At 68.3% G+C, this 17878-nt stretch carries 18 protein-coding genes and 2 pseudogenes; 10 read left to right on the forward strand and 10 right to left on the reverse strand.

Going from position 1 to position 17878, the window contains the following annotated elements:
- Positions 1-92 precede the first annotated feature (92 nt).
- Positions 93-1043 carry a pseudouridine synthase gene (locus tag QN357_RS10600; RefSeq protein WP_322136087.1) on the forward strand — a complete coding sequence of 317 codons (951 nt, stop codon included), beginning with the start codon at positions 93-95 and terminating at the stop codon, positions 1041-1043.
- A 9-nt stretch (positions 1044-1052) separates the two neighbouring features.
- Here QN357_RS10600 and QN357_RS10605 read toward each other — a convergent pair whose 3' ends face one another.
- Positions 1053-1523, reverse strand: coding sequence for a GNAT family N-acetyltransferase (locus tag QN357_RS10605; protein ID WP_134450218.1), 471 nt, complete (start codon positions 1521-1523; stop codon positions 1053-1055).
- A 51-nt stretch (positions 1524-1574) separates the two neighbouring features.
- Positions 1575-2396, reverse strand: a complete 822-nt coding sequence (locus tag QN357_RS10610; protein WP_134558531.1) for an alpha/beta fold hydrolase — start codon at positions 2394-2396, stop codon at positions 1575-1577.
- A 124-nt stretch (positions 2397-2520) separates the two neighbouring features.
- Here QN357_RS10610 and QN357_RS10615 point away from each other — a divergent pair, with 124 nt between their 5' ends.
- Positions 2521-3891: an NAD-dependent succinate-semialdehyde dehydrogenase gene (locus QN357_RS10615; protein ID WP_134558530.1), complete on the forward strand. Its 1371-nt coding sequence runs from the start codon at positions 2521-2523 to the stop codon at positions 3889-3891.
- 56 nt (positions 3892-3947) lie between these two features.
- Here QN357_RS10615 and QN357_RS10620 read toward each other — a convergent pair whose 3' ends face one another.
- Positions 3948-4790: a Cof-type HAD-IIB family hydrolase gene (locus QN357_RS10620; RefSeq protein ID WP_322189612.1), complete on the reverse strand. Its 843-nt coding sequence runs from the start codon at positions 4788-4790 to the stop codon at positions 3948-3950.
- A gap of 165 nt (positions 4791-4955) precedes the next feature.
- Here QN357_RS10620 and QN357_RS10625 point away from each other — a divergent pair, with 165 nt between their 5' ends.
- Complete coding sequence (locus tag QN357_RS10625; protein ID WP_322140747.1) at positions 4956-5738, forward strand: SDR family oxidoreductase; 783 nt, start codon at positions 4956-4958, stop codon at positions 5736-5738.
- A gap of 13 nt (positions 5739-5751) precedes the next feature.
- Here the strand turns inward: QN357_RS10625 and QN357_RS10630 are convergent, their stop codons facing one another.
- Together QN357_RS10630 and QN357_RS10635 are read right to left on the reverse strand one after the other, a co-directional pair.
- The gene (locus QN357_RS10630; protein WP_322136084.1) at positions 5752-6435 is read right to left on the reverse strand and encodes an ABC transporter ATP-binding protein; all 684 of its coding nucleotides are present in this window, start codon (positions 6433-6435) and stop codon (positions 5752-5754) included.
- Positions 6432-7502 (reverse strand): FtsX-like permease family protein, encoded by a 1071-nt coding sequence (locus QN357_RS10635; protein ID WP_134558526.1) that lies wholly within the window; start codon positions 7500-7502, stop codon positions 6432-6434. The genes QN357_RS10630 and QN357_RS10635 overlap by 4 nt, the downstream gene beginning before the upstream one ends.
- A 224-nt stretch (positions 7503-7726) precedes the next feature.
- Between QN357_RS10635 and QN357_RS10640 the strand changes: the two genes are divergently transcribed.
- From QN357_RS10640 to QN357_RS10650, 3 genes are all read left to right on the forward strand, one after another.
- A complete protein-coding gene (locus tag QN357_RS10640; RefSeq protein WP_322136083.1) occupies positions 7727-8983 on the forward strand; it encodes a sensor histidine kinase in 1257 nt (418 codons plus the stop codon).
- On the forward strand, positions 8980-9603 hold the full coding sequence (locus QN357_RS10645; RefSeq protein ID WP_322136082.1) for a response regulator transcription factor: 624 nt from the start codon (positions 8980-8982) through the stop codon (positions 9601-9603). Before QN357_RS10640 ends, QN357_RS10645 begins: the two co-directional genes overlap by 4 nt.
- Positions 9604-9968: 365 nt before the next feature.
- Positions 9969-10460 carry a hypothetical protein gene (locus tag QN357_RS10650; RefSeq protein ID WP_322136081.1) on the forward strand — a complete coding sequence of 164 codons (492 nt, stop codon included), beginning with the start codon at positions 9969-9971 and terminating at the stop codon, positions 10458-10460.
- A gap of 29 nt (positions 10461-10489) precedes the next feature.
- Here QN357_RS10650 and QN357_RS10655 read toward each other — a convergent pair whose 3' ends face one another.
- The 3 genes and pseudogenes from QN357_RS10655 to QN357_RS10660 all read right to left on the reverse strand — a co-directional run.
- Positions 10490-11248: an EAL domain-containing protein gene (locus QN357_RS10655; protein WP_166791031.1), complete on the reverse strand. Its 759-nt coding sequence runs from the start codon at positions 11246-11248 to the stop codon at positions 10490-10492.
- A gap of 99 nt (positions 11249-11347) precedes the next feature.
- Positions 11348-11452 (reverse strand): annotated as a pseudogene (locus tag QN357_RS19580) (hypothetical protein); the annotation flags it as partial.
- A gap of 139 nt (positions 11453-11591) precedes the next feature.
- A pseudogene (locus QN357_RS10660) lies at positions 11592-12836 on the reverse strand (PAS domain S-box protein); the annotation flags it as partial.
- Positions 12837-13133: 297 nt separating this feature from the next.
- On the opposite strand from QN357_RS10660, the gene QN357_RS10665 reads away from it, so the two are divergent.
- From QN357_RS10665 to QN357_RS10675, 3 genes are all read left to right on the forward strand, one after another.
- Positions 13134-13745 (forward strand): hypothetical protein, encoded by a 612-nt coding sequence (locus QN357_RS10665; protein ID WP_322189613.1) that lies wholly within the window; start codon positions 13134-13136, stop codon positions 13743-13745.
- Positions 13742-14521, forward strand: a complete 780-nt coding sequence (locus QN357_RS10670) for a PspA/IM30 family protein (RefSeq protein WP_322140748.1) — start codon at positions 13742-13744, stop codon at positions 14519-14521. Before QN357_RS10665 ends, QN357_RS10670 begins: the two co-directional genes overlap by 4 nt.
- Before the next feature lie 93 nt (positions 14522-14614).
- Positions 14615-15892, forward strand: a complete 1278-nt coding sequence (locus QN357_RS10675; protein ID WP_322136078.1) for an MFS transporter — start codon at positions 14615-14617, stop codon at positions 15890-15892.
- Between the two features lie 19 nt (positions 15893-15911).
- Here QN357_RS10675 and QN357_RS10680 read toward each other — a convergent pair whose 3' ends face one another.
- Positions 15912-16376 (reverse strand): hypothetical protein, encoded by a 465-nt coding sequence (locus QN357_RS10680; RefSeq protein ID WP_322136077.1) that lies wholly within the window; start codon positions 16374-16376, stop codon positions 15912-15914.
- The gene (locus QN357_RS10685; RefSeq protein ID WP_322136076.1) at positions 16355-17275 is read right to left on the reverse strand and encodes a DMT family transporter; all 921 of its coding nucleotides are present in this window, start codon (positions 17273-17275) and stop codon (positions 16355-16357) included. Before QN357_RS10685 ends, QN357_RS10680 begins: the two co-directional genes overlap by 22 nt.
- Before the next feature lie 39 nt (positions 17276-17314).
- Here QN357_RS10685 and QN357_RS10690 point away from each other — a divergent pair, with 39 nt between their 5' ends.
- A complete protein-coding gene (locus QN357_RS10690) occupies positions 17315-17827 on the forward strand; it encodes a MarR family winged helix-turn-helix transcriptional regulator (RefSeq protein WP_134450234.1) in 513 nt (170 codons plus the stop codon).
- Positions 17828-17878: the final 51 nt, after the last annotated feature.

The following is a 17878-nucleotide window of genomic DNA, read 5'->3' on the forward strand; positions in this document are numbered from 1 at the left end:
CCGCCCCGCGCGGCCAGATGCCCGCGGTCCCCTGGCCGCTGTTCTGACCCTGCGACCCTGACCTGTGATCGTCGGGTGGGTACGATCAGTGGATGCCCCCGCGTTCGCCCCTTCCGCAACGTCACGGGCTCGACGCGGCCTGGGTCTGCACCCCGGAGCGCGACCCATCCCGGCCGCAGCCGTGGCCGACCATGGGCGCCTGGCTGGCAGAACGGTTGGCCGGGTTCGTCGACGTGGCCGGGTTCCTGGCCGCGGAGCGCTTCGCCTACGAAACGGGCACGCCCGTCGCTACCAGCGACCCCTACCGGCCGCACACCTTCGTCTGGTTTCATCGTGATCTCGCCGCGGAGGTGGTCGTGCCGGGGACCATTCATGTGATCCACCGCGACGAGCGGCTCGTCGTGATCGACAAGCCGGCCTTCCTCTCCACGATCCCGCGCGGCCGGCACGTCGTGCAGAGTGTCGTGGTGCGCCTGCGCGCCGAGCTCGGACTGCCAGAGCTCTCTCCGCTGCATCGGCTGGACCGGGTGACATCGGGGCTGCTTGTGCTGGCGACCGAGAGGCGCTGGCGCGGGGCGTACCAGTCGATGTTCCAGCGCGGTGAAGTCCACAAGACCTACCGGGCCCTGGCCCCGGCCCGACCGGGGCTTGAGTTCCCCGTCACCGTCCGCAACCACCTGCTCACCCGGCGCGGTCACTGGCAGGCCGAGGTCGTGCCCGGGGCACCGGTCAACGCCGAGTCGCTGATCGAGCTGGAGACCTCGCTCGGCAGTGCCGCCGTCTACCGGCTGACGCCGAGCACGGGACGCACCCACCAGCTGCGGATGCACATGCTGGGCCTCGGCATCCCGATCATCGACGACCCGCTCTACCCTGTGGTCCAGGACGTCGCCATCGACGACTTCTCCCGGCCGCTGCAGCTCCTGGCGAGCGAGGTGAGCTTCACCGATCCGATCGACGGGCATCCGCGCTACTTCGACGGAGTGCGCACCCTGCCGGTGCTCCCGGAGACTCGTGCCCCGGAGACGGGTGCCTCGGAGTGAGCGGGTGGCTCAGCCGAGGGTCTTCTTCATCTTGATCGACGTCGTCTCGTAGTCCAGCGTCTCGTAGAGCCGCCGCGCCACCGTATTGAAACCGAAGACGCTCAGGCCGAGGGTCCTGGCGCCGTGGGACTTCGCGAACTGTTCCGCGAGCAGCATGGTCTCCCGGCCCAGCCCCTTGCCACGTTCGTCCTCGTTGATGGAGATATCCCAGACCCACCAGTCCGAATCGTCCTCACCCTGGGCGCGGCCGATCCAGAGGTAGCCGACCGGGCGGCCAGGGCCGTCGTGCACGTCGAACACGTACTGACCGGATGCCGGTTGTCCGCCGGGGAAGGAATTTCCGAGACTCCGGGCGGCGAGCCGATGAGCATCTGAGGGGGAGCGGCCGAGGCTGATCAGATCGGATGCGTACTCCTCCGCGCTGCGTCGCAGCCATTTCGGAAGACGTTTGGGGGACAGGGGTTCCAGGGTGACGGGCACGAGCCGAGCCTATCCGTCGGCCGGTGCCCGGTCACACCGTTCGTGGGGGGCCTAGGTCGCGAGGAAGGCGAGGATGTCCTGGTCGAGCTCCGCCTGGTAGTCGCCATAGATTCCGTGGGGCGCGCCGGGATAGACCTTGAGGGTGCCGTTCTTGACCAGCTTGATCGACTTAAGTGCTGCGTCCTTGATGGGAACGATCTGGTCGTCGTCTCCGTGGGCGATGAAGATCGGTACCTCGAGCGCCGTGAGGTCTGCGGTGAAGTCGGTCTCCGAGAACGCCTTGACGCAGTCGTAGGCCGCGGCGAGGTTCACCAGCATTCCCTGGCGCCAGAATTCGCGCTTGGCACCCTCAGAGACCGCGCTTCCGGGCCGGTTCGCCCCGAAGAACGCTTCGGTGAGCTCGATGTAGAACTGGGACGAATCGCTCAGGACACCCGCACGGATGCCGTCGAACACCTCGATCGGAAGGCCGTCGGGGTTGCTTTCCGTCTTCACCATGAGCGGCGGCACCGCGCCGGCGGTGATGACCTTGGTCACCCGGCCGACCCCGTGCTGCGCCGCATAGCGCACCACCTCGCCGCCGCCCGTGGAGTGACCGATCACGGCGAGGTTCTTCAGGTCGAGCGACTCGACGAGTTCGGCCAGGTCGCGGGCATACGTGTCCATGTCGTTTCCGGTATACGTCTTCGCTGAGCGACCGTGCCCGCGGCGGTCGTGTGCGATGGCACGGTACCCGTTGTCGGCGAGCAGTTTCACCTCGACCTGCCAGGCGTCGGACGAGAGCGGCCAGCCGTGGCTGAGGAGGACCGGCTGTCCTTCGCCCTGGTCGGTGTAGTAGATCTCGGTTCCGTCGGATGTGCTGAAGTACGGCAAGAGGGATCTCCTTCAAAGAATCGTCGGAATGAAAATGACAGGATAGCCCGGCCTCGTGAGCCCTGCCCGGACAGGTATGCTGCGAGTGCGTTCGGCGTTAACGAGGACACCCAGGGAGAAATTCATGAACAAGTACGTTGTCACCAACCCCGCCACGGGGACGAGCGGCCCCAGTTTCACGCTGGCAACCGACGACGAGGTTTCGGACGCGATCGGCGTGGCGGACCGCGCCCACACGGAGTTCTCGCGCCGCACATCCGTCGCGGAGCGGGCGGCACTCATGCAGCGCGTCGCCGACCTGCACACCGAGCGTCGCGAGCACCTGGCCGAGCTCATCGTGCGCGAAATGGGCAAGCCCGTCGAGCAGGCCCTCGGTGAGGTCGACTTCTCCGCCGACATCTACTCCTACTACGCGACTCATGGCGAGGCCTTCCTCGCCGACGAGCCGATCGAACTTCTGGGTGGCGAGGGCACCGCGTTCATGCGCAGCGCGTCCCTCGGCGTTCTCCTCGGCATCATGCCGTGGAACTTCCCCTACTACCAGGTCGCCCGTTTCGCCGGCCCGAACCTGGTGCTCGGCAACACCATCCTGCTCAAGCACGCCTCGCAGTGCCCGGAATCCGCCGCCGCCATCGAAGAGATCTTCACGGATGCCGGGTTCCCCGCCGGCGCATACCGCAACCTCTACGCATCCAACGCCCAGATCTCCGACATCATCGCCGATCCGCGGGTGCACGGCGTCTCCCTGACCGGGTCGGAGGGGGCAGGCGCGGCCGTCGCGGAGGTCGCCGGCCGCAATCTCAAGAAGGTCGTGCTCGAACTGGGCGGATCCGACCCGTTCATCGTGCTCAGCGCGGACGACCTCGAGGAAGCCGTCGACGCTGCCGTCGCGGCCCGCCTGGACAACTCCGGGCAGTCCTGCAACGCGGCCAAGCGTTTCATCGTCATCGACGGCCTCTTCGACGCCTTCACCGAGAGCTTCACCGCCAAGATCACCGGCAACGTGCCGGCAGACCCGACGTCACCGGAGACGACACTGGGACCGCTCTCCTCCCTCGGCGCCGCCGAAAACCTCGAGGAACAGCTCCAGCGGGCGGAGGCCCAGGGCGCCACCGTCGTTGCCAGGGGAACGCGGGACGGCGCCTTCTTCTCGCCGACGGTGATCACCGGGGTCTCCCCGCAGAGCGACGCCTACCGGGAAGAATTCTTCGGCCCGGTGGCCGCGATCTACCGTGTGCAGGACGAGGCGGAGGCGGTTCAGGTGGCCAACGACATCCCCTACGGCCTCGGTTCCTACCTCTTCACGACCGACCCGGAGCAGGCACTGCGCGTCGCCGACCAGATCGAGGCCGGGATGGTGTTCATCAACGGGTCGCTCCTGGACAGCCCGGAACTCCCCTTCGGCGGCGTGAAGCGGTCCGGCTTCGGCCGGGAACTGGGACGCTTCGGGATCGCAGAGTTCGCCAACCGCAAGCTCATCCGCATCCTGAAGTAGTCACTCGTGCATCGGCCGGGTCCCGATCGGGCCCGGCCGACACGGGGCGTGTCAGCTTAACGAGCGCCCAGCATCAGGCCGGGAAAAGCGGCGAGGATGCTGGTGACGACACCGTCATCGTCGTTCGACGGAGCGAGGTGGCGGGCACGGGCACGGATGCTCGGGTGCGCATTGGCCATCGCGTAGGACTCTCCGGCGGCGTCGAGCATCTCGGCGTCGTTGAGGTAGTCGCCGAACGCCATCGTCTGCTCCCGGGTGATCCCGAGTTCGCGCTGGAGGCGGATCAGCGCCCGCCCCTTGTTGACCCCTGGACGCATCACATCGACCCAGTGCTCGCCCGAGACCACGACATCGGCCTCGAGTCCGAGGCCGCGCAGGGACGGCCCGGTGTGCTCTTCCGCTGAGGCGAAGTCGTAGATCGCGAGTTTCACCACCTCGTCGTCGGAGGACGCGGCGAGGACATCGTCCACGATCGCCAGGGCCTCGTAGTACGGCTTGACCCTGGCGAAGTACTCGGCGTCGGTGCGCTCGATATACGCCGTTCGCACCCCGCACACGACGATGCCCACGTCGGAGCCCGTGGCGGCCGCGGTGCGCACCCACTCGACGATGGCGGGGATGACGGACAAGACGATGGGTTCCAGTGCGATGCTCGTGCCGTCGCGAACGACGTTCGTGCCGTTCTCGGCGATGAACACCAGGCCCTCGCGCTCACCGAAGGTTTCCCGCAGGGTCTGGTATTGGCGTCCACTGGCAGGGGAGAACATCACTCCGGCGCGGAGCAGCGCCTCGAGCACGGGCCAGAAGCCGTCGGGCACCCGGCCGGAATCATCGAGGAGAGTGCCGTCCATGTCCGAGACGATCAGGCGGATATCGGCGGGTTCCTGGAGGTGAGTCACCCTTTTCATTATCGAGGACGGCGCGGGGTGCGGTGACCGTCGACAGTGGGCCGGCCCCGTGCACCCCGTTCCGGCGCCCTGCCCGGCGCCCTTGTGTGCTCCCGGTCGTGGGGGCACCATGCATCGTGGACACCGTGCCCGATTCACCGTCGAAAGGTCGTTCCCATGCCTCGTACCTCCGTTGTGACCGGCTCGGCAAGCGGCATCGGGAAGGCAACCAAAGAACTTCTCATGGAGCGCGGTGAGACCGTCATCGGCGTCGATATCCATGATGCGGACGTGGTCGTCGACCTGTCCACCGCTGCAGGGCGCGCGTCCCTCGTCGAACAGGTGAGCGACCTGAGCGGCGGTGCGGTCGACGCCGTGCTCGCCGTTGCCGGTCTGGCTTCGCCGACGGCCACCACCGTGGCCGTGAACTACTTCGGAACCATCGCGACGCTTGAGGACCTGCGCCCCCTGCTGGTCGGCTCGGCCGCCCCCCGCGCCGTCGCCGTCGCGTCGATGGCCTCGCTCTTCCCGCCGGACGACATCCTGCTCGCCGCACTCCTCGCCGGCAACGAAGCGGATGCCCTGGCCCGCGCCGCAGAGCTCGAAGCGGGCGGCGAGGAGCTGGGAGCCTTGATCTACGGCACGACCAAGCGCGCCCTGGCCCGGTGGATCCGCCGGAACGCTGCGACGGACAACTGGGCCGGCGCCTCGATCCCCCTGAACGCGATCGCACCCGGGGTCGTGGACACCCCGATGACCTCCGACATGATCAAGACGCCGCAGCAGCGCGAGGCGATGGCCACGATGGTTCCGATGCCCCTCAACGGGATCTTCGAACCGCGCTCGGTCGCCTACCTCCTGGCGTGGCTCGCCGGCGAGGAAAACGCCCACCTGTGCGGTCAGGTGATTTTCATCGACGGGGGTTCGGATGTGGTCATCCGGGGGGACGCGACCTGGTAGCGATAGCGGGCGTTCACCGTGTTGTGAGCGCGCCGTCGACCATCGAATGCACCGAGGTCATCAGCGGGAGCAGGCGCTGGTCGTGGGTGACGAGGATCGTGGCGGTGTCGAACTCCGCTGTCAGCCGCAGAATCAGGGCCAGGATGCTCGAACCGCGTTCCTGGTCCAGCGCACTCGTGGGCTCGTCGACCACCAGTGCGCTCGGCTCATTCATCAGTGCCCTGGCGATATTGACCCGCTGGCGTTGCCCTCCCGAGAGTTGCGCCGGATGCTTGGCGGCGTGATCGGCGAGGCCGACGGCATCCAGGAGCTCCCTGGCCCGCGCCCGTGCGGCGTTGCGGGCACTGCGACCCCGGCGGGGTCCGTCGAGTTCCCCCATCACAACAAGCTGCTCCTCTGCGGTCAACGACGGGATCAGGTTCGATTGCTGGAAGACGATGCCGATGCTGTCCCTTCGCAGCTCCGCCCGTTCGGCGAGGGAGAGGGCGGTCGCGTCCACGTCATCGACGTGCAGGGTTCCTGCATCCGGGCTGATCAGGGTCGAAGCCACGGCGAGCAGGCTCGACTTCCCCGATCCGGATGGGCCGGTGATCCCGACCACGGAACCGCGATCGACCCTGAGGCTGACGTCGTCGACGGCGGTGATCCGCCGGTCGCCGTCCGGGAAGCTGAGGGTGATGTGGTCAAGGCGGATCATCGGTTGCTCCCGAGGGCGGTGAGGGGGTCGGCGGTGGTGACGGAACGGAGCGCGAAGGCCGCGCCGGCGAGACCCAGCGCGATCATCGCCGCACCGGGAAGGAGGGTCGTCAGGGGACTGATCACAAACGGCAACGCGGTGCCGGCCAGTGCGCCGAGCAGGGCGGTGAGCGCGATGCCGAGCCCGACGCCCACGATGAGGACGAGGGCGGCCTGGCCGAGAGCGTCGCCGACGAGCATCCGGTTGGACGCACCGAGCGCCTTGAGGACTGCGACGTCCGGTTGGCGTTGCATGCTCCAGACGGTGAAGAACGCGCCGACCACGAGGGCGGAGATGCCGAAGAGCATGGCCACCATCAGGAGCAGCGAGCCGATTTCGGAGCGGAATGCCGACAGGGCCGTCAGCGATTGCAGGACGCCGGCCGAGGACGTGCCGGTCGCCGTGTCCGCGGCGGACCAGTCGGTTCCCGAGGCGGTCACGGCCAGGACGGTCGCGTATGCGCCGGGGCTGCCGGTCGTGGCGGCGAGCTTCTGCCAGTCGGTCAGGGCCAGCCAGCTGACCGGCGTGTGCGAGTACCAGGTGTCGTCGGTGACCCGGTCGACGACGAATGTTGAACCCAGGATGGTGACCGAATCGCCTGCCCCGATGCCGAGTTTCGCAGCGGCCGTCCGCGGCAGGGTCAGGTGCCCGCTCGCGGGAGCGCTGCCGGAACCGAACCCGGAGGCGCTGCCGAACAGCGCGACGGCGACCTGGTTGTCGCCGGCCGATACCCTCTGCTGGCTGATGCCCAGGGGGTGCACGTCCCGGACCCCGGCCTGGTCTCGCCACCGGATCGCATCCGCTTCGGTCACAGCGGAATCGGCGAAGCTGCGTTCGGAGTCCGCGACCGGGGCAGAGAAGACGATCCGATCGGCGCCGAGGCCGGTGATCGCGGAGATGTTCTGGTCGGCCAGGCCGCCGGTCAGGCCGGACAGGAATCCGACCAGCAGGGTGATCAGGGTCACCACGGTTCCGATGAGGACGAATCGCCCCCTGGCGAATCTCAGATCGCGCCACGCTACGTACACAGAGGACTCCTTTTCACGCCGGTCCCGTCACTGGACCGGCTGCAGATGGCGAGCCCGTGCCCGCCACTGACCACTCTGCCGAGAACCGAACGCCCGGTCATCGTGCACCCGAACGGTCATTCCGGGACGAAGGGCGGAGCATCCGCTACACCTTTCGAAGGATGCCGTCCCGGCCTATTCCCCGTACGGTGGACTGGTGATCGCCGAGTGAGAGAAGCAACGCCATGACCGCGCACGGCTCCGGACTCGACTCCGTCTTCCTGGGTCTGCGCGTGAGCCTGCACCTGTTGGTGCTCGGCCTCGTCGTGCTCGTGGTCGCGATGGCCGGGCAGGCGGGGATGCCCGCCGCGGGAGTCATCATCTGCCTTTCCGCCGTGCTGCTCGGAACCTATGCCACCGGCACACTCGTCGCATACAACCTCCCGAGCCGTTCCCTGCCCGGGTGGGCACTGGCCTGGACGGCCGCGCTGAGCCTCGAGTGGGTTGTCCTCACGGTCTTCAGCCCGGAGGCCATCTACCTGCTCTTCCCGCTCTTCTTCATCTACCTGCACCTGCTTCCCGGCTGGACGGGCCCCGCAGCAATCGCCCTCGCGACCGGGATCGCGATCGTCGCATTCGGCGTGCATCGCGGATTCAGCGTGGGCGGCGTGATCGGTCCCGTGATCGGTGCCGTGGTCGCCGTCGTCATCGGGCTCGCGTACCGGTCGCTCACCAGGGAAGCCCGGGAGCGGGACCTTCTGATCGCCGAGCTGCAGGACACCCGAACCCAGCTCGCTGCGGCCGAGCGGGCCGCGGGAGTGCTCGACGAACGCGGCCGGCTGGCGCGCGAGATCCATGACACGGTGTCCCAGAGCCTCTCCAGCATCGTCCTGCTGCTGCACGCTGCCGAGCGCTCCGCCGATTCGAGTGCCGCCGTGCGCATGCGCGTGGGCCAGGCCAGGGATGCCGCGACTCAGGCCCTCGGCGAAACCCGTTCTTTCATCGACGAACTCTCGCCACCGGCGTTGCGGCAGACCACGCTGGTCGAGGCGCTCCGCCGGCTTGCCGCCGAGACGGATGCGGCCAGCGGAGTACCGGTCAACGTCACGATCTCCGGGGACATCGGCCTGTTGCCGACCCGGCTCGAAACGGCCCTGCTCCGGATTGCGCAGGGGTCGCTGGCCAACGCCGTGCAGCATGCCCGGGCCGGCCGGATCGACCTCACGTTGAGCCGGCTCGATTCGGAGGTCATTCTGGACGTGGTCGACGACGGAGTGGGGTTCGACCCCGAGTCCGGCCCACAGGTCGTACCCGATACCGTCGTACCCGCTGCCGTCGTTCCCGCTGCCGTCCCCACCGCTCGCAACACCTTCGGCCTGCACGCCATGCGGGAGCGTGTCACCGAGCTGGGCGGGACGCTCACGGTCGAGAGCACGCGCCCGGATGGCGACCGGAACCGGCACGGGACCAGCGTCGTAGCCAGCTTCGAGCTCGCCCGATGACCATCCGGGTGCTGATCGCAGACGACCATCCCATCATGCGCACCGGGCTGCTTGCCCTGTTGGACACGGAACCGTCGATCACTGTCGTCGCCGCGGTCGGTACGACCGCCGAAGCGCTCACCGAAACCGTGCGCCTGGGCCCTGACGTCGTGCTGATGGACCTGCAGTTCCAGGGCCAGTTCGAGGGCGCCGCGGCGACGCAGCGCATCCGCGCGCTCGACAACGCGCCCGCCGTGCTGATCCTCACGAACTATGACGCCGAAAGCGACATCGTCACCGCGATCGAAAGCGGCGCCGCCGGATACCTGCTGAAGGACACCCCGCCGGACGATCTCATCACTGCCGTGATCGCCGCCGCGTCCGGGCAGTCGGCACTGGCACCGGCCGTGGCCACCCGGCTGCTCGCTCGGGTGCGCGACGCGCAGTCGGCGCTGAGCATCCGCGAACTCGAGGTCCTGACCCTCGTGGCGGCCGGGCACAGCAATGGCGACATCGCGCGCGGGCTGCACCTGAGTGAGACCACCGTCAAGTCGCATCTCGCCCATATCTTCCCCAAGCTCGGTGCGACGAGTCGCACGGCGGCGGTTGCTGCCGCGCGCGAGGCCGGGCTCATCCGCTGATTCAGCCTTCGGGTGGCCTGCCTGCTCGTCAGGGGCGTGGCTGCCGCCTGCCCGACTCTTAACGGACTATGTTGAAAAGGTGAACAACGGGTGAACGAAGCCTGATCGATCGGTGAACGTGAGCTGGTATCGATGAGCGGTGGGGCTTCGCGGGTCCGTCACGCCGACCGGATGCCTCACGGTGCGCCGGGCTTCCGAGACCGGAGTACCCCACGAGAGATGCGCAGCGCGACAGTAGCCAGTCGGTTCGAGCCCGGCTCCTCATCGTCGGCGGTTTCCTCGTCGCGACGGCGGTCGTCTCTGCGGTCTGTGTCTTCGGAGCCAGCCAGCACCTGAGCGCAACGTCGTCAGGACCGGGTTCCGTCGTGACCGTGGCGACCGGGACTCTCCCTGGCCCAGCGGAGTCGGTGGATGGCCTGGACAACTCCCATGACTCCGGGATCGAGCTCAGTGTCGATGTACTCTCCTCCCCGTCGATCGTGGACCAGGGCGCTGGCCCGGTCCAGCCTCGATCGTCGATGGGCGACGATTACACGTCCACCGTCACGCTCGCCGGCCGGCAGCCCGAGATCGACCTGTGTTCCGGGCTCGTGGACACGACAGCCTGGTACGGCACGCCGATGCTCGTCGAGCACTGGGGCTGCGGTGGCGAACTCTTCCCGCGGTGGACCGGGGCGCAGGTCCGCCTGGCCGGCATCGACTCCGGCGTCTACCGGGTGACCGGTGTGATCGGCTCCCTGAGCGCTGGCACCGCGATGGTCAGCGACGTTCCGCGTGGCCACGACCTCGTCTTTCAGACCTGCCTGAACGGCGACAGCACTCACATGGTCCTGGTCGGGCTATCCAGGATCGGCTAGACCTGTTCGGGTCGTTCGGGTCGTTCAGGCTATTGGGCTCGCCCGGCCTGTCCGGGCCAGGGCGCCGGCCGGCCGAAGAGATAGCCCTGCCCGTGCAGCCAGCCCTGTGACAGCAGGGTCCGCGCCTGCGTCTCGGTCTCGACGCCCTCGGCGACACCGGTCAGGCCCAGGTGCGCGACGAGCCCCGCGAGGTCTGCCGCCAGGGCATCTGCGCCGCGGTTGCCGTCACCGAGGCCCGCGACGAAGCTCGCGTCGAGCTTGAGTCCCGTGACCGGGAGGTCGCGCAACAGCGAGATGGAGGAGAACCCGGTGCCGAAATCGTCGACGTGCAGGCCGACGCCGAGATCGCGGACCGCATCGAGGCTTCCTGTGGTGGATGGCCGCAGTGACAGCACGGCCGTTTCGGTGACCTCGACGATGAGTCGGGACGGGTCGACGCCGTGGGTCCGGAGGGCCGACCGGAAGGTCTCGGCCCAGGACTCGTGGGCCAAGTCGACGGCGGACACGTTGACGCTGATCGTTGTCGCACCGTTGGGATCCGAGGCCAGGACGGCGCAGACCTGGTCGAGCACGTAGCGATCGATTCCGAGGATGAGCCGGGATTCCTCGGCGATCGGGAGGAACTCGGCCGGCGCAAGGAGTCCCCGCCCGGGGTGCTGCCAGCGGACGAGTGCCTCATAGCCGACGGTGGAGCGATCGAGGAGGGCGACGATCGGCTGGTAGTAGACGACGAAATCGCCCTTCCGCAGCGAAATGCGGATTTCGTCCTCGATGGTGAGCCGCTCCATCGCCTGGGAGTGCATCGTGTCGTCGAAGAACTGCCACTGGGCCCTGCCCGACTTCTTGGCCCGGAAGAGAGCGGAGTCGGTGTCCCGAAGAAGACTGGCGGCGGTGGAACTGTCCGTGGAGAGGGCGATTCCCATCGACACCGTCGGGATGATCCGGTGTCCGTGGATCGAGAGCTCGGTGCTGAGAGCAGCCGTGATGTTCACCGCGACACGTTCGACATCCGCGGGCTCGGATGCATTCGGAACGACGACGACGGTCCTGCTCGAGAACGCGGAGGATCCAGTCCCGGTTGTGCATCCCGGTCAGCCGGTCGTTGTGTGCCTGGAACAGCAGCTCCTCGCGGGACTCGTGCTCGGCCGTGACATCTTCGAGCTGCACGACCAAACGTTCCGGTGCGCCCGCACTGGTCCGGATCACCGACGCGGTCCGGCGGGCCCAGATAATGGCCCCGTCGGCCCTGACCATCCGCAATTCGCGGAAAGGAGCCCTGGCGGCGATGGCGATCGTCAAGGCCCTGGCCTGGATCACGGTCGCCCTGTCGTCGGGGTGCACCAGCTCGTCGGTGCGCCTGGCGAGAAGCCAGGCCTCGTCGCGGAGGAGCATGGTGCACAAGGCCTCGTTCACGACCTGGATGCGTCCGGTGAGGTCACAGAGGATCATTCCCGTCGTCGATGACGTCAGCACGACCCGGAACAGCTCCTCCGACTTCTCGAGGGACTGCCGCGCGACGGTCTCCTCGTGCACGTCGCGCAGGGGAATCACCCGGCCGGCGGTCTGGCCTGCCGCGTCGTGAAGGTCGCGCGTGATGGTCGACACCGAGCGATAGGTGCCGTCACTGCGCCGAACCCGGAACGGACGATGGCGCCGCACGCCCTCGTTCTGGTTGGTGCGGGCCGCCAGCACGCCCGGCAGGTCGTCGGGGTGCACGAATTCGGCGGACATCCGATTCAGCAGGTCATCGTGCTTCCAGCCCAGCGCCTCTTCGAGGGAGGGCGACGCCCAGACATACCGGTCGGCGGAGTCGACCATGAGTACGACGTCGGAGGCGTTTTCGGCGAGCAGCCGGTAGGGCTGCTCCGAATCCTGCAGGGCCTGGAGGGCGAGGTGCTGCCCGGTCACATCCCGCCAGATCACGGACACGCGGTCACCGACAGGAGCGGCGTGGAAGTCGTACCACCGGTCCGGCCGGTCGCCGTGAGGTGAGGCGGCCCGGAAACCGTCGCGGTGACAGGGGACACCCTGCTCGAGGACCTCCGCGCAGAGGTCGCCGAGCGCCCCGGAGATCGCCGCCGGCATGGGGTTGAGCAGCGAGCCGCCGATGAACTGCCCCTGCGGCATCCGGTGGAAGGCACAGGCCGCGGGGTTGGCCTCGTCCACCACGAAGTCGATGATGGTCCCGTGGATGTTGCGCACCGCGTGGACGAGGACGTACGGGTCGCCCAGGCCGGCCAACGATGCCTGCAGGGTCCTCCGGTCGGTCCTCGCGGACGTCCAGGAGGGCGAAGGCGCCCACGGTCGCACCGGCCTCGTCGACGGCCGGAATCCCCGAGATCCTGAGCCAGGCCAGACGAGCCGGGTCGGTGTCATCGCCGGGAACGAACAATCCGATCAGGGTTTCTGCTACCGGCGCGCCCGTGCGCAGGGCCGACAGGGCCGGCAGATCGTGCAGGGCGATCGAGGCGCCCCACTCGTCGATGGGATTCCAATTCTGCGCCTCGGGCGTACGTCCGAGCTGATCGTCCCAGACCTATCCTCGCACATCGTGTCCCCCGTTTGGGGTCCAAGCCGGGCGGGACCAGCATCGGCAGAATTCGCACCGCCTACAGACAATTCGGCGGACGCGAGCGTATTTTGTTCGGTGAAGCACGGGGTCTCGCTCGTGGGATGGACATGAAGGGCAGGGTGGCCGGCATGACAGCAGTGGCCGCGGTGATTCTGGCATTGGCAGCGATCCTCGTCGTCTCCGCAGGCGCGACGATCGTGGTGGCGCGGATGCTGTACAAACGCATTCGTCGCAGCCGTGCCGTGGCCGGTGCGGCGCTTCGCACCCGGGCCGCCCTGAGCCGGGGACCGCAGCGCGAGGTCCTGGGACTGCGCATCCGACTGAGAGACACTCTGGGAAGCGGTCAGGCCGCAGTCGATCTCGCGCTGGGCAGTGACGGGCCGCGGGGCGAGCTTCCCCGCCTGTTTCACCGGATCCAGGATGAAGGCGCTGCCCTCGACGCGCAACTGGTGCTGTTGACGAGTGAGGCCGATGCCGTCGTCCTCGCAGAGGAACTTCCGATGGCCAGACGACGGGTGGACGACGTCGCCGGACTCGTTCGTCGGCTGCGGGCGACCGTTGCAGGCGGCCGCGGGGACCTCACCGATGATGTCCTGCTGGCGCTGCGTTCGGAGGTCGACCGCGAGGTCTCGGCCCTGGAAGCCGGAGTCCAGGAACTGCACGCACTCAACCTGCACGATCACCGCGACACCACGAGAGGGAGCGAATCATGAGCGCCACGTCACGGCTGCGCATCATCTTCCGGAGCAAGACGTCACGCGCCCTCGACCGGCTTGAAGACCCAGGAGAGGCCCTCGACGACAGCTATGAACAGCAGCTGAAGATGCTCCAGCAGGTGCGGCAGGGACTCGCCGAGGTGACGACGGCGAAGAAACGGATCGAGCTGCAGGGGCAGGAGATGGGAGCCCGATACCAGCGGTTGGCCGACCAGGCCCAGGAGGCCCTGGACCAGGGACGCGAGGATCTCGCCCGGACCGCTCTCGAACGCCGTTCCTACCTCGAGACCCAGGTCGGTGCCATTCGTGAGCAATACGCCTCGCTCGAACGGCAGCAGGGGCAGTTGCAGGACAACGAGCGGCGACTCGCCGAACGGGTCACCGCGTTCCGGACCGAGAAGGAGACTCTCAAGGCCACCTATGCAGCTTCCGAGGCCCAGGCGCGGGCGAATGAGGCGGCGGCCGGCATCGGTTCCAATCTGGGTGATGTCGGCGCCAACCTCGATCGGGCCAGGGACCGGGTTGCGCAGATGCAGGCGCGTGCTGCCGCGACCGATGAACTGCTCGCCCGGGGCGTCCTGAACGATCTCACGGCGCCCGCGGACGCGGACCTCGACCGGCAGCTGTCCGCGGGAGTGCGTCAGGCATCCGTCGAACGCCAGCTTGAGGAACTGAAGAACGCCCGCGCAGCAACCGAGGACGGCGCCGCTCGCGCCCAGCGCGCGGGACCGGACGCGTGGCTGAGCATCGGGCAGGGGCCGGACGCCCCCTGAGGCAGAGCCCTGAGGCAGAGCCCTGAGGCAGAGCCCTGAGGCAGAACCCTGAGGCAGAACCCTGAGGCAGAACTCGGAGGAACCAGGTCGACCATGAACCCCGCGGCGCGGCGCGTGCAGAGGATCTACCTGATCCTCCTGCTCGGCAACACCCTGGCCGCGTCCTTCATCTGGGGCATCAACACGCTGTTCCTGCTCGACGCCGGACTGTCGAACTTCGAGGCCTTCGCCGCGAACGCATTCTTCACCGCCGGGATGGTGCTCTTCGAGATCCCGACCGGGGTCGTCGCGGACACGGTCGGGCGGAAGGCGTCCTACCTGCTGGGCACGATCACGCTCTCGGCCACCACCGCGCTGTACTGGTTGCTGTGGCTCTGGCACGCGCCCTTCGGCTGGTGGGCGCTCGTGTCCGTGCTGCTCGGGCTCGGCTTCACGTTCTTCTCCGGTGCTGTGGATGCCTGGCTCGTCGATGCTCTGACCTTCAGCGGGTACACCGACGGCCTCGAGGCGGTCTTCGGCAGGGGACTCGTCGTGACCGGCATTGCGATGTTCGCCGGGTCGGTCCTCGGCGGCGTGATCGCCCAGGCGACCAATCTCGGCGTTCCTTTCCTGCTGCGCGCCGGGGTGCTCGTCGTGATGCTCGTGTTCGCGGCGGTCGTGATGAAGGACCTCGGATTCACTCCGGATCGATCCCAGGGACCGCTGAAGGCGACCAGGACCGTTCTCGCCGAGTCGATCGAGCACGGCCTCCGGAGGCGCTCCGTCCGGTGGGTGATCCTGTCCGCGCCCTTCGCCTCCGGGGTCGGGGTCTATGCGTTCTACGCCCTGCAGCCCTACCTGCTGGTGCTCTCCGGCGACCCGTCCGCGTACTCGATCGCCGGTCTCGCCGCGGCCGTGCTCTCGCTCGCGCAGGTCGCGGGCGGGGTGCTGGCCCCGCGTATCCGGGGAGTATTCCACCGGCGGACGACCACGGTGATCGGGGCATCCGTCACGAGCATCGTCGTGCTCATCGCTCTCGGGCTCACCAGCCTCTTCTGGCTCGCGATCGTGCTGCTGGTGCTCTGGGGGTTCGTCTTCGCCGTCGCCGGCCCGGTGCGGCAGGCGTACCTCAATGACATGATCCCGTCGAAGCAGCGCGCGACGGTGCTGTCGTTCGACTCACTGTTCGGCAGCCTCGGCGGGGTCTTCGTCCAGCCGGCACTCGGCCGCGCCGCCGACCTCTGGGGCTACGGAACGTCGCTCGTGATCGGAGGCCTCATTGAGCTGATCGGCATCCCGTTCTTGTTCGCCAGCCGACGCCAGCGCGATCCGGCCGACACCGTCAGCACCCTGCGGGCGGATGCCGCGCCGCAGGAACCCGAGGCGCACTGACTGCCGGCCGAGCCGAGGCTCACCTCTGGGACTCCCCGGCGCCGAGCGGTTCGCCGGCGCGCCAGTAGTTGAGGCTCAGCGCGCCCCCGACGAGGAAGAGGACCGCTCCACTGAGGACAGTGGCCTGGAAGAACGGCTGCTCCTCGAAGGCGAGGGCGATCCAGCATGCCCCGAGGAAACCGCCGCCGAGGCCGCCGAGGCCGGCGAACCAGAGGTCGAAGCGCCAGCGGTATGGCATCCACCGCCAGAATCCCTGCGCTGAACCGCCGGAGGCCGCCTCGGGATGGACCCACACCCAGGCCAGGTAGAACGACTTCTTGATCAGGGAGGCGAGCATGGTCGCAAGGAGGCCGCCCGCGATCACGCCGTAACTGCCGAGGAAGAGCCAGACCGCGGTCGACTGGTCTCCGCGCAACCCGTCCGGCCAGCCCCCGGCCATCATGCTGCGCACGGGCATGGCGATCAGGGCGACCCAGGCCGCCAACGGGAGCAGGAGCCACAGCGCATGCGCCCAGAGCGCGAGGGTCCGGTCGGCACCCGTCGCCGGCGTTGGCCGATCAGGACGCCCGCGACAACGAGACCCGCACCGATCAGCTGGCGCGCACCGAAGGGCTCGGCGGCGACAAGCGTGCCCAGGAGCACCCCGGTGACGGGATTGAGGAGACCGACCAACCCGACCGTCGCCGCCGGCAGGTGCCGGAGACCCGAGAACCAGGCGACGAACGCGACGGCTGTTGCGATCACCGTGACGTACGCGAAGCCGGCCAGGGCCGGACCGTCGAGGGCGGGCGGCGGGCCTTCGACGAACGCCGCGAACGGCAGGAGCAGGAGTCCGCCGGCGACCAGCTGCCAGGAGGTCATCGCGATGGTGGACTCCCGGGCCGCCCATTTCCTGGCCAGGATGTAGCCGACCGACGACATCAGCATGGCGACCACCGAGGCGAGTACCCCCACGGGATTCACTGCGCTGCCGCCGTCGAGGAGCAGGACGCACACGCCGGCGAATCCGGCACCCGCGCCGAGCGCGGCCGTCCAGGTCGGGTGTTCGGACAGCATCGGCCAGGCCAGGAGCAGGAGTACCCCGGCCGAGCTGGCCATGATCGTGGCCGCCACGCTCGAGGGCAAGAGGTGGGAGGCAATGTAGATGAGGACGAAGAACGCTCCGACATTCAGAGCCCCGAGTACCAGGGACTTCCACCACCAGGCGCCGCGGGGAACGGACCGCGCCAGCGCCAGCAGGAGGAGGCCCGCAGGCAGGGCGCGCAGCGTGCTGCCCCATAGCGGATAGTCGAGGGGCAGGAACTGCCGGGTGACGAAGTAGTTCGATCCCCAGGCGATCGGGGCGATCGCGGTGACGAGCAGCCAGCGCCATTTAGTTTCCATGGAAGCTACTATAACTTCCATGGAAGGTATAGTGGCAGTATGACGGAAGACGCATCGGATCGGGTCGCACGCATCCAGGCTGAATGGCGACGTGAACGCCCGGATCTCGACGTCGCCCCGCAAGCCGTCATCGGGCGTCTGCACCGGCTCGCCGCCCACCTTACCGGGGAGCTCGCGAGTGTCTATCGCGCCCACGATCTCGGGGAGGGGGAATTCGATGTGCTCGCTGCCTTGCGTCGCGCCGGCAGTCCCTACGAACGAGCGCCTCGTGAACTCGCCGACCATACGATGGTGACGACGGGCGCGATGACCAAGCGACTCGACCGGCTGGCGGCGGCCGGACTGATCGTGCGCAGGCACGTCGCCGGAGACGGTCGGCGCCGGGTCGTCGCGCTCACCCCCCGCGGCCTCGACGTCATCGATGCCGCGTTCGCAGACCACATGGACAATGAGCGACGCCTGGTCGACCAGCTCTCCGACGACGATCGTGACCGGCTCGAGGCGATCCTGACCCGGTGGTTGCGCGCCTACGAATCCCCGCTGCCGTCGTAAGCATCACCGGGAGAGCGCCTGATCCGCCAGCGCGGGGCCGGTCGCCTGAAG

This window comes from Cryobacterium sp. RTC2.1, assembly GCF_035018685.1.
In the GTDB taxonomy this organism is placed as follows: Bacteria; Actinomycetota; Actinomycetes; order Actinomycetales; family Microbacteriaceae; genus Cryobacterium; species Cryobacterium glucosi.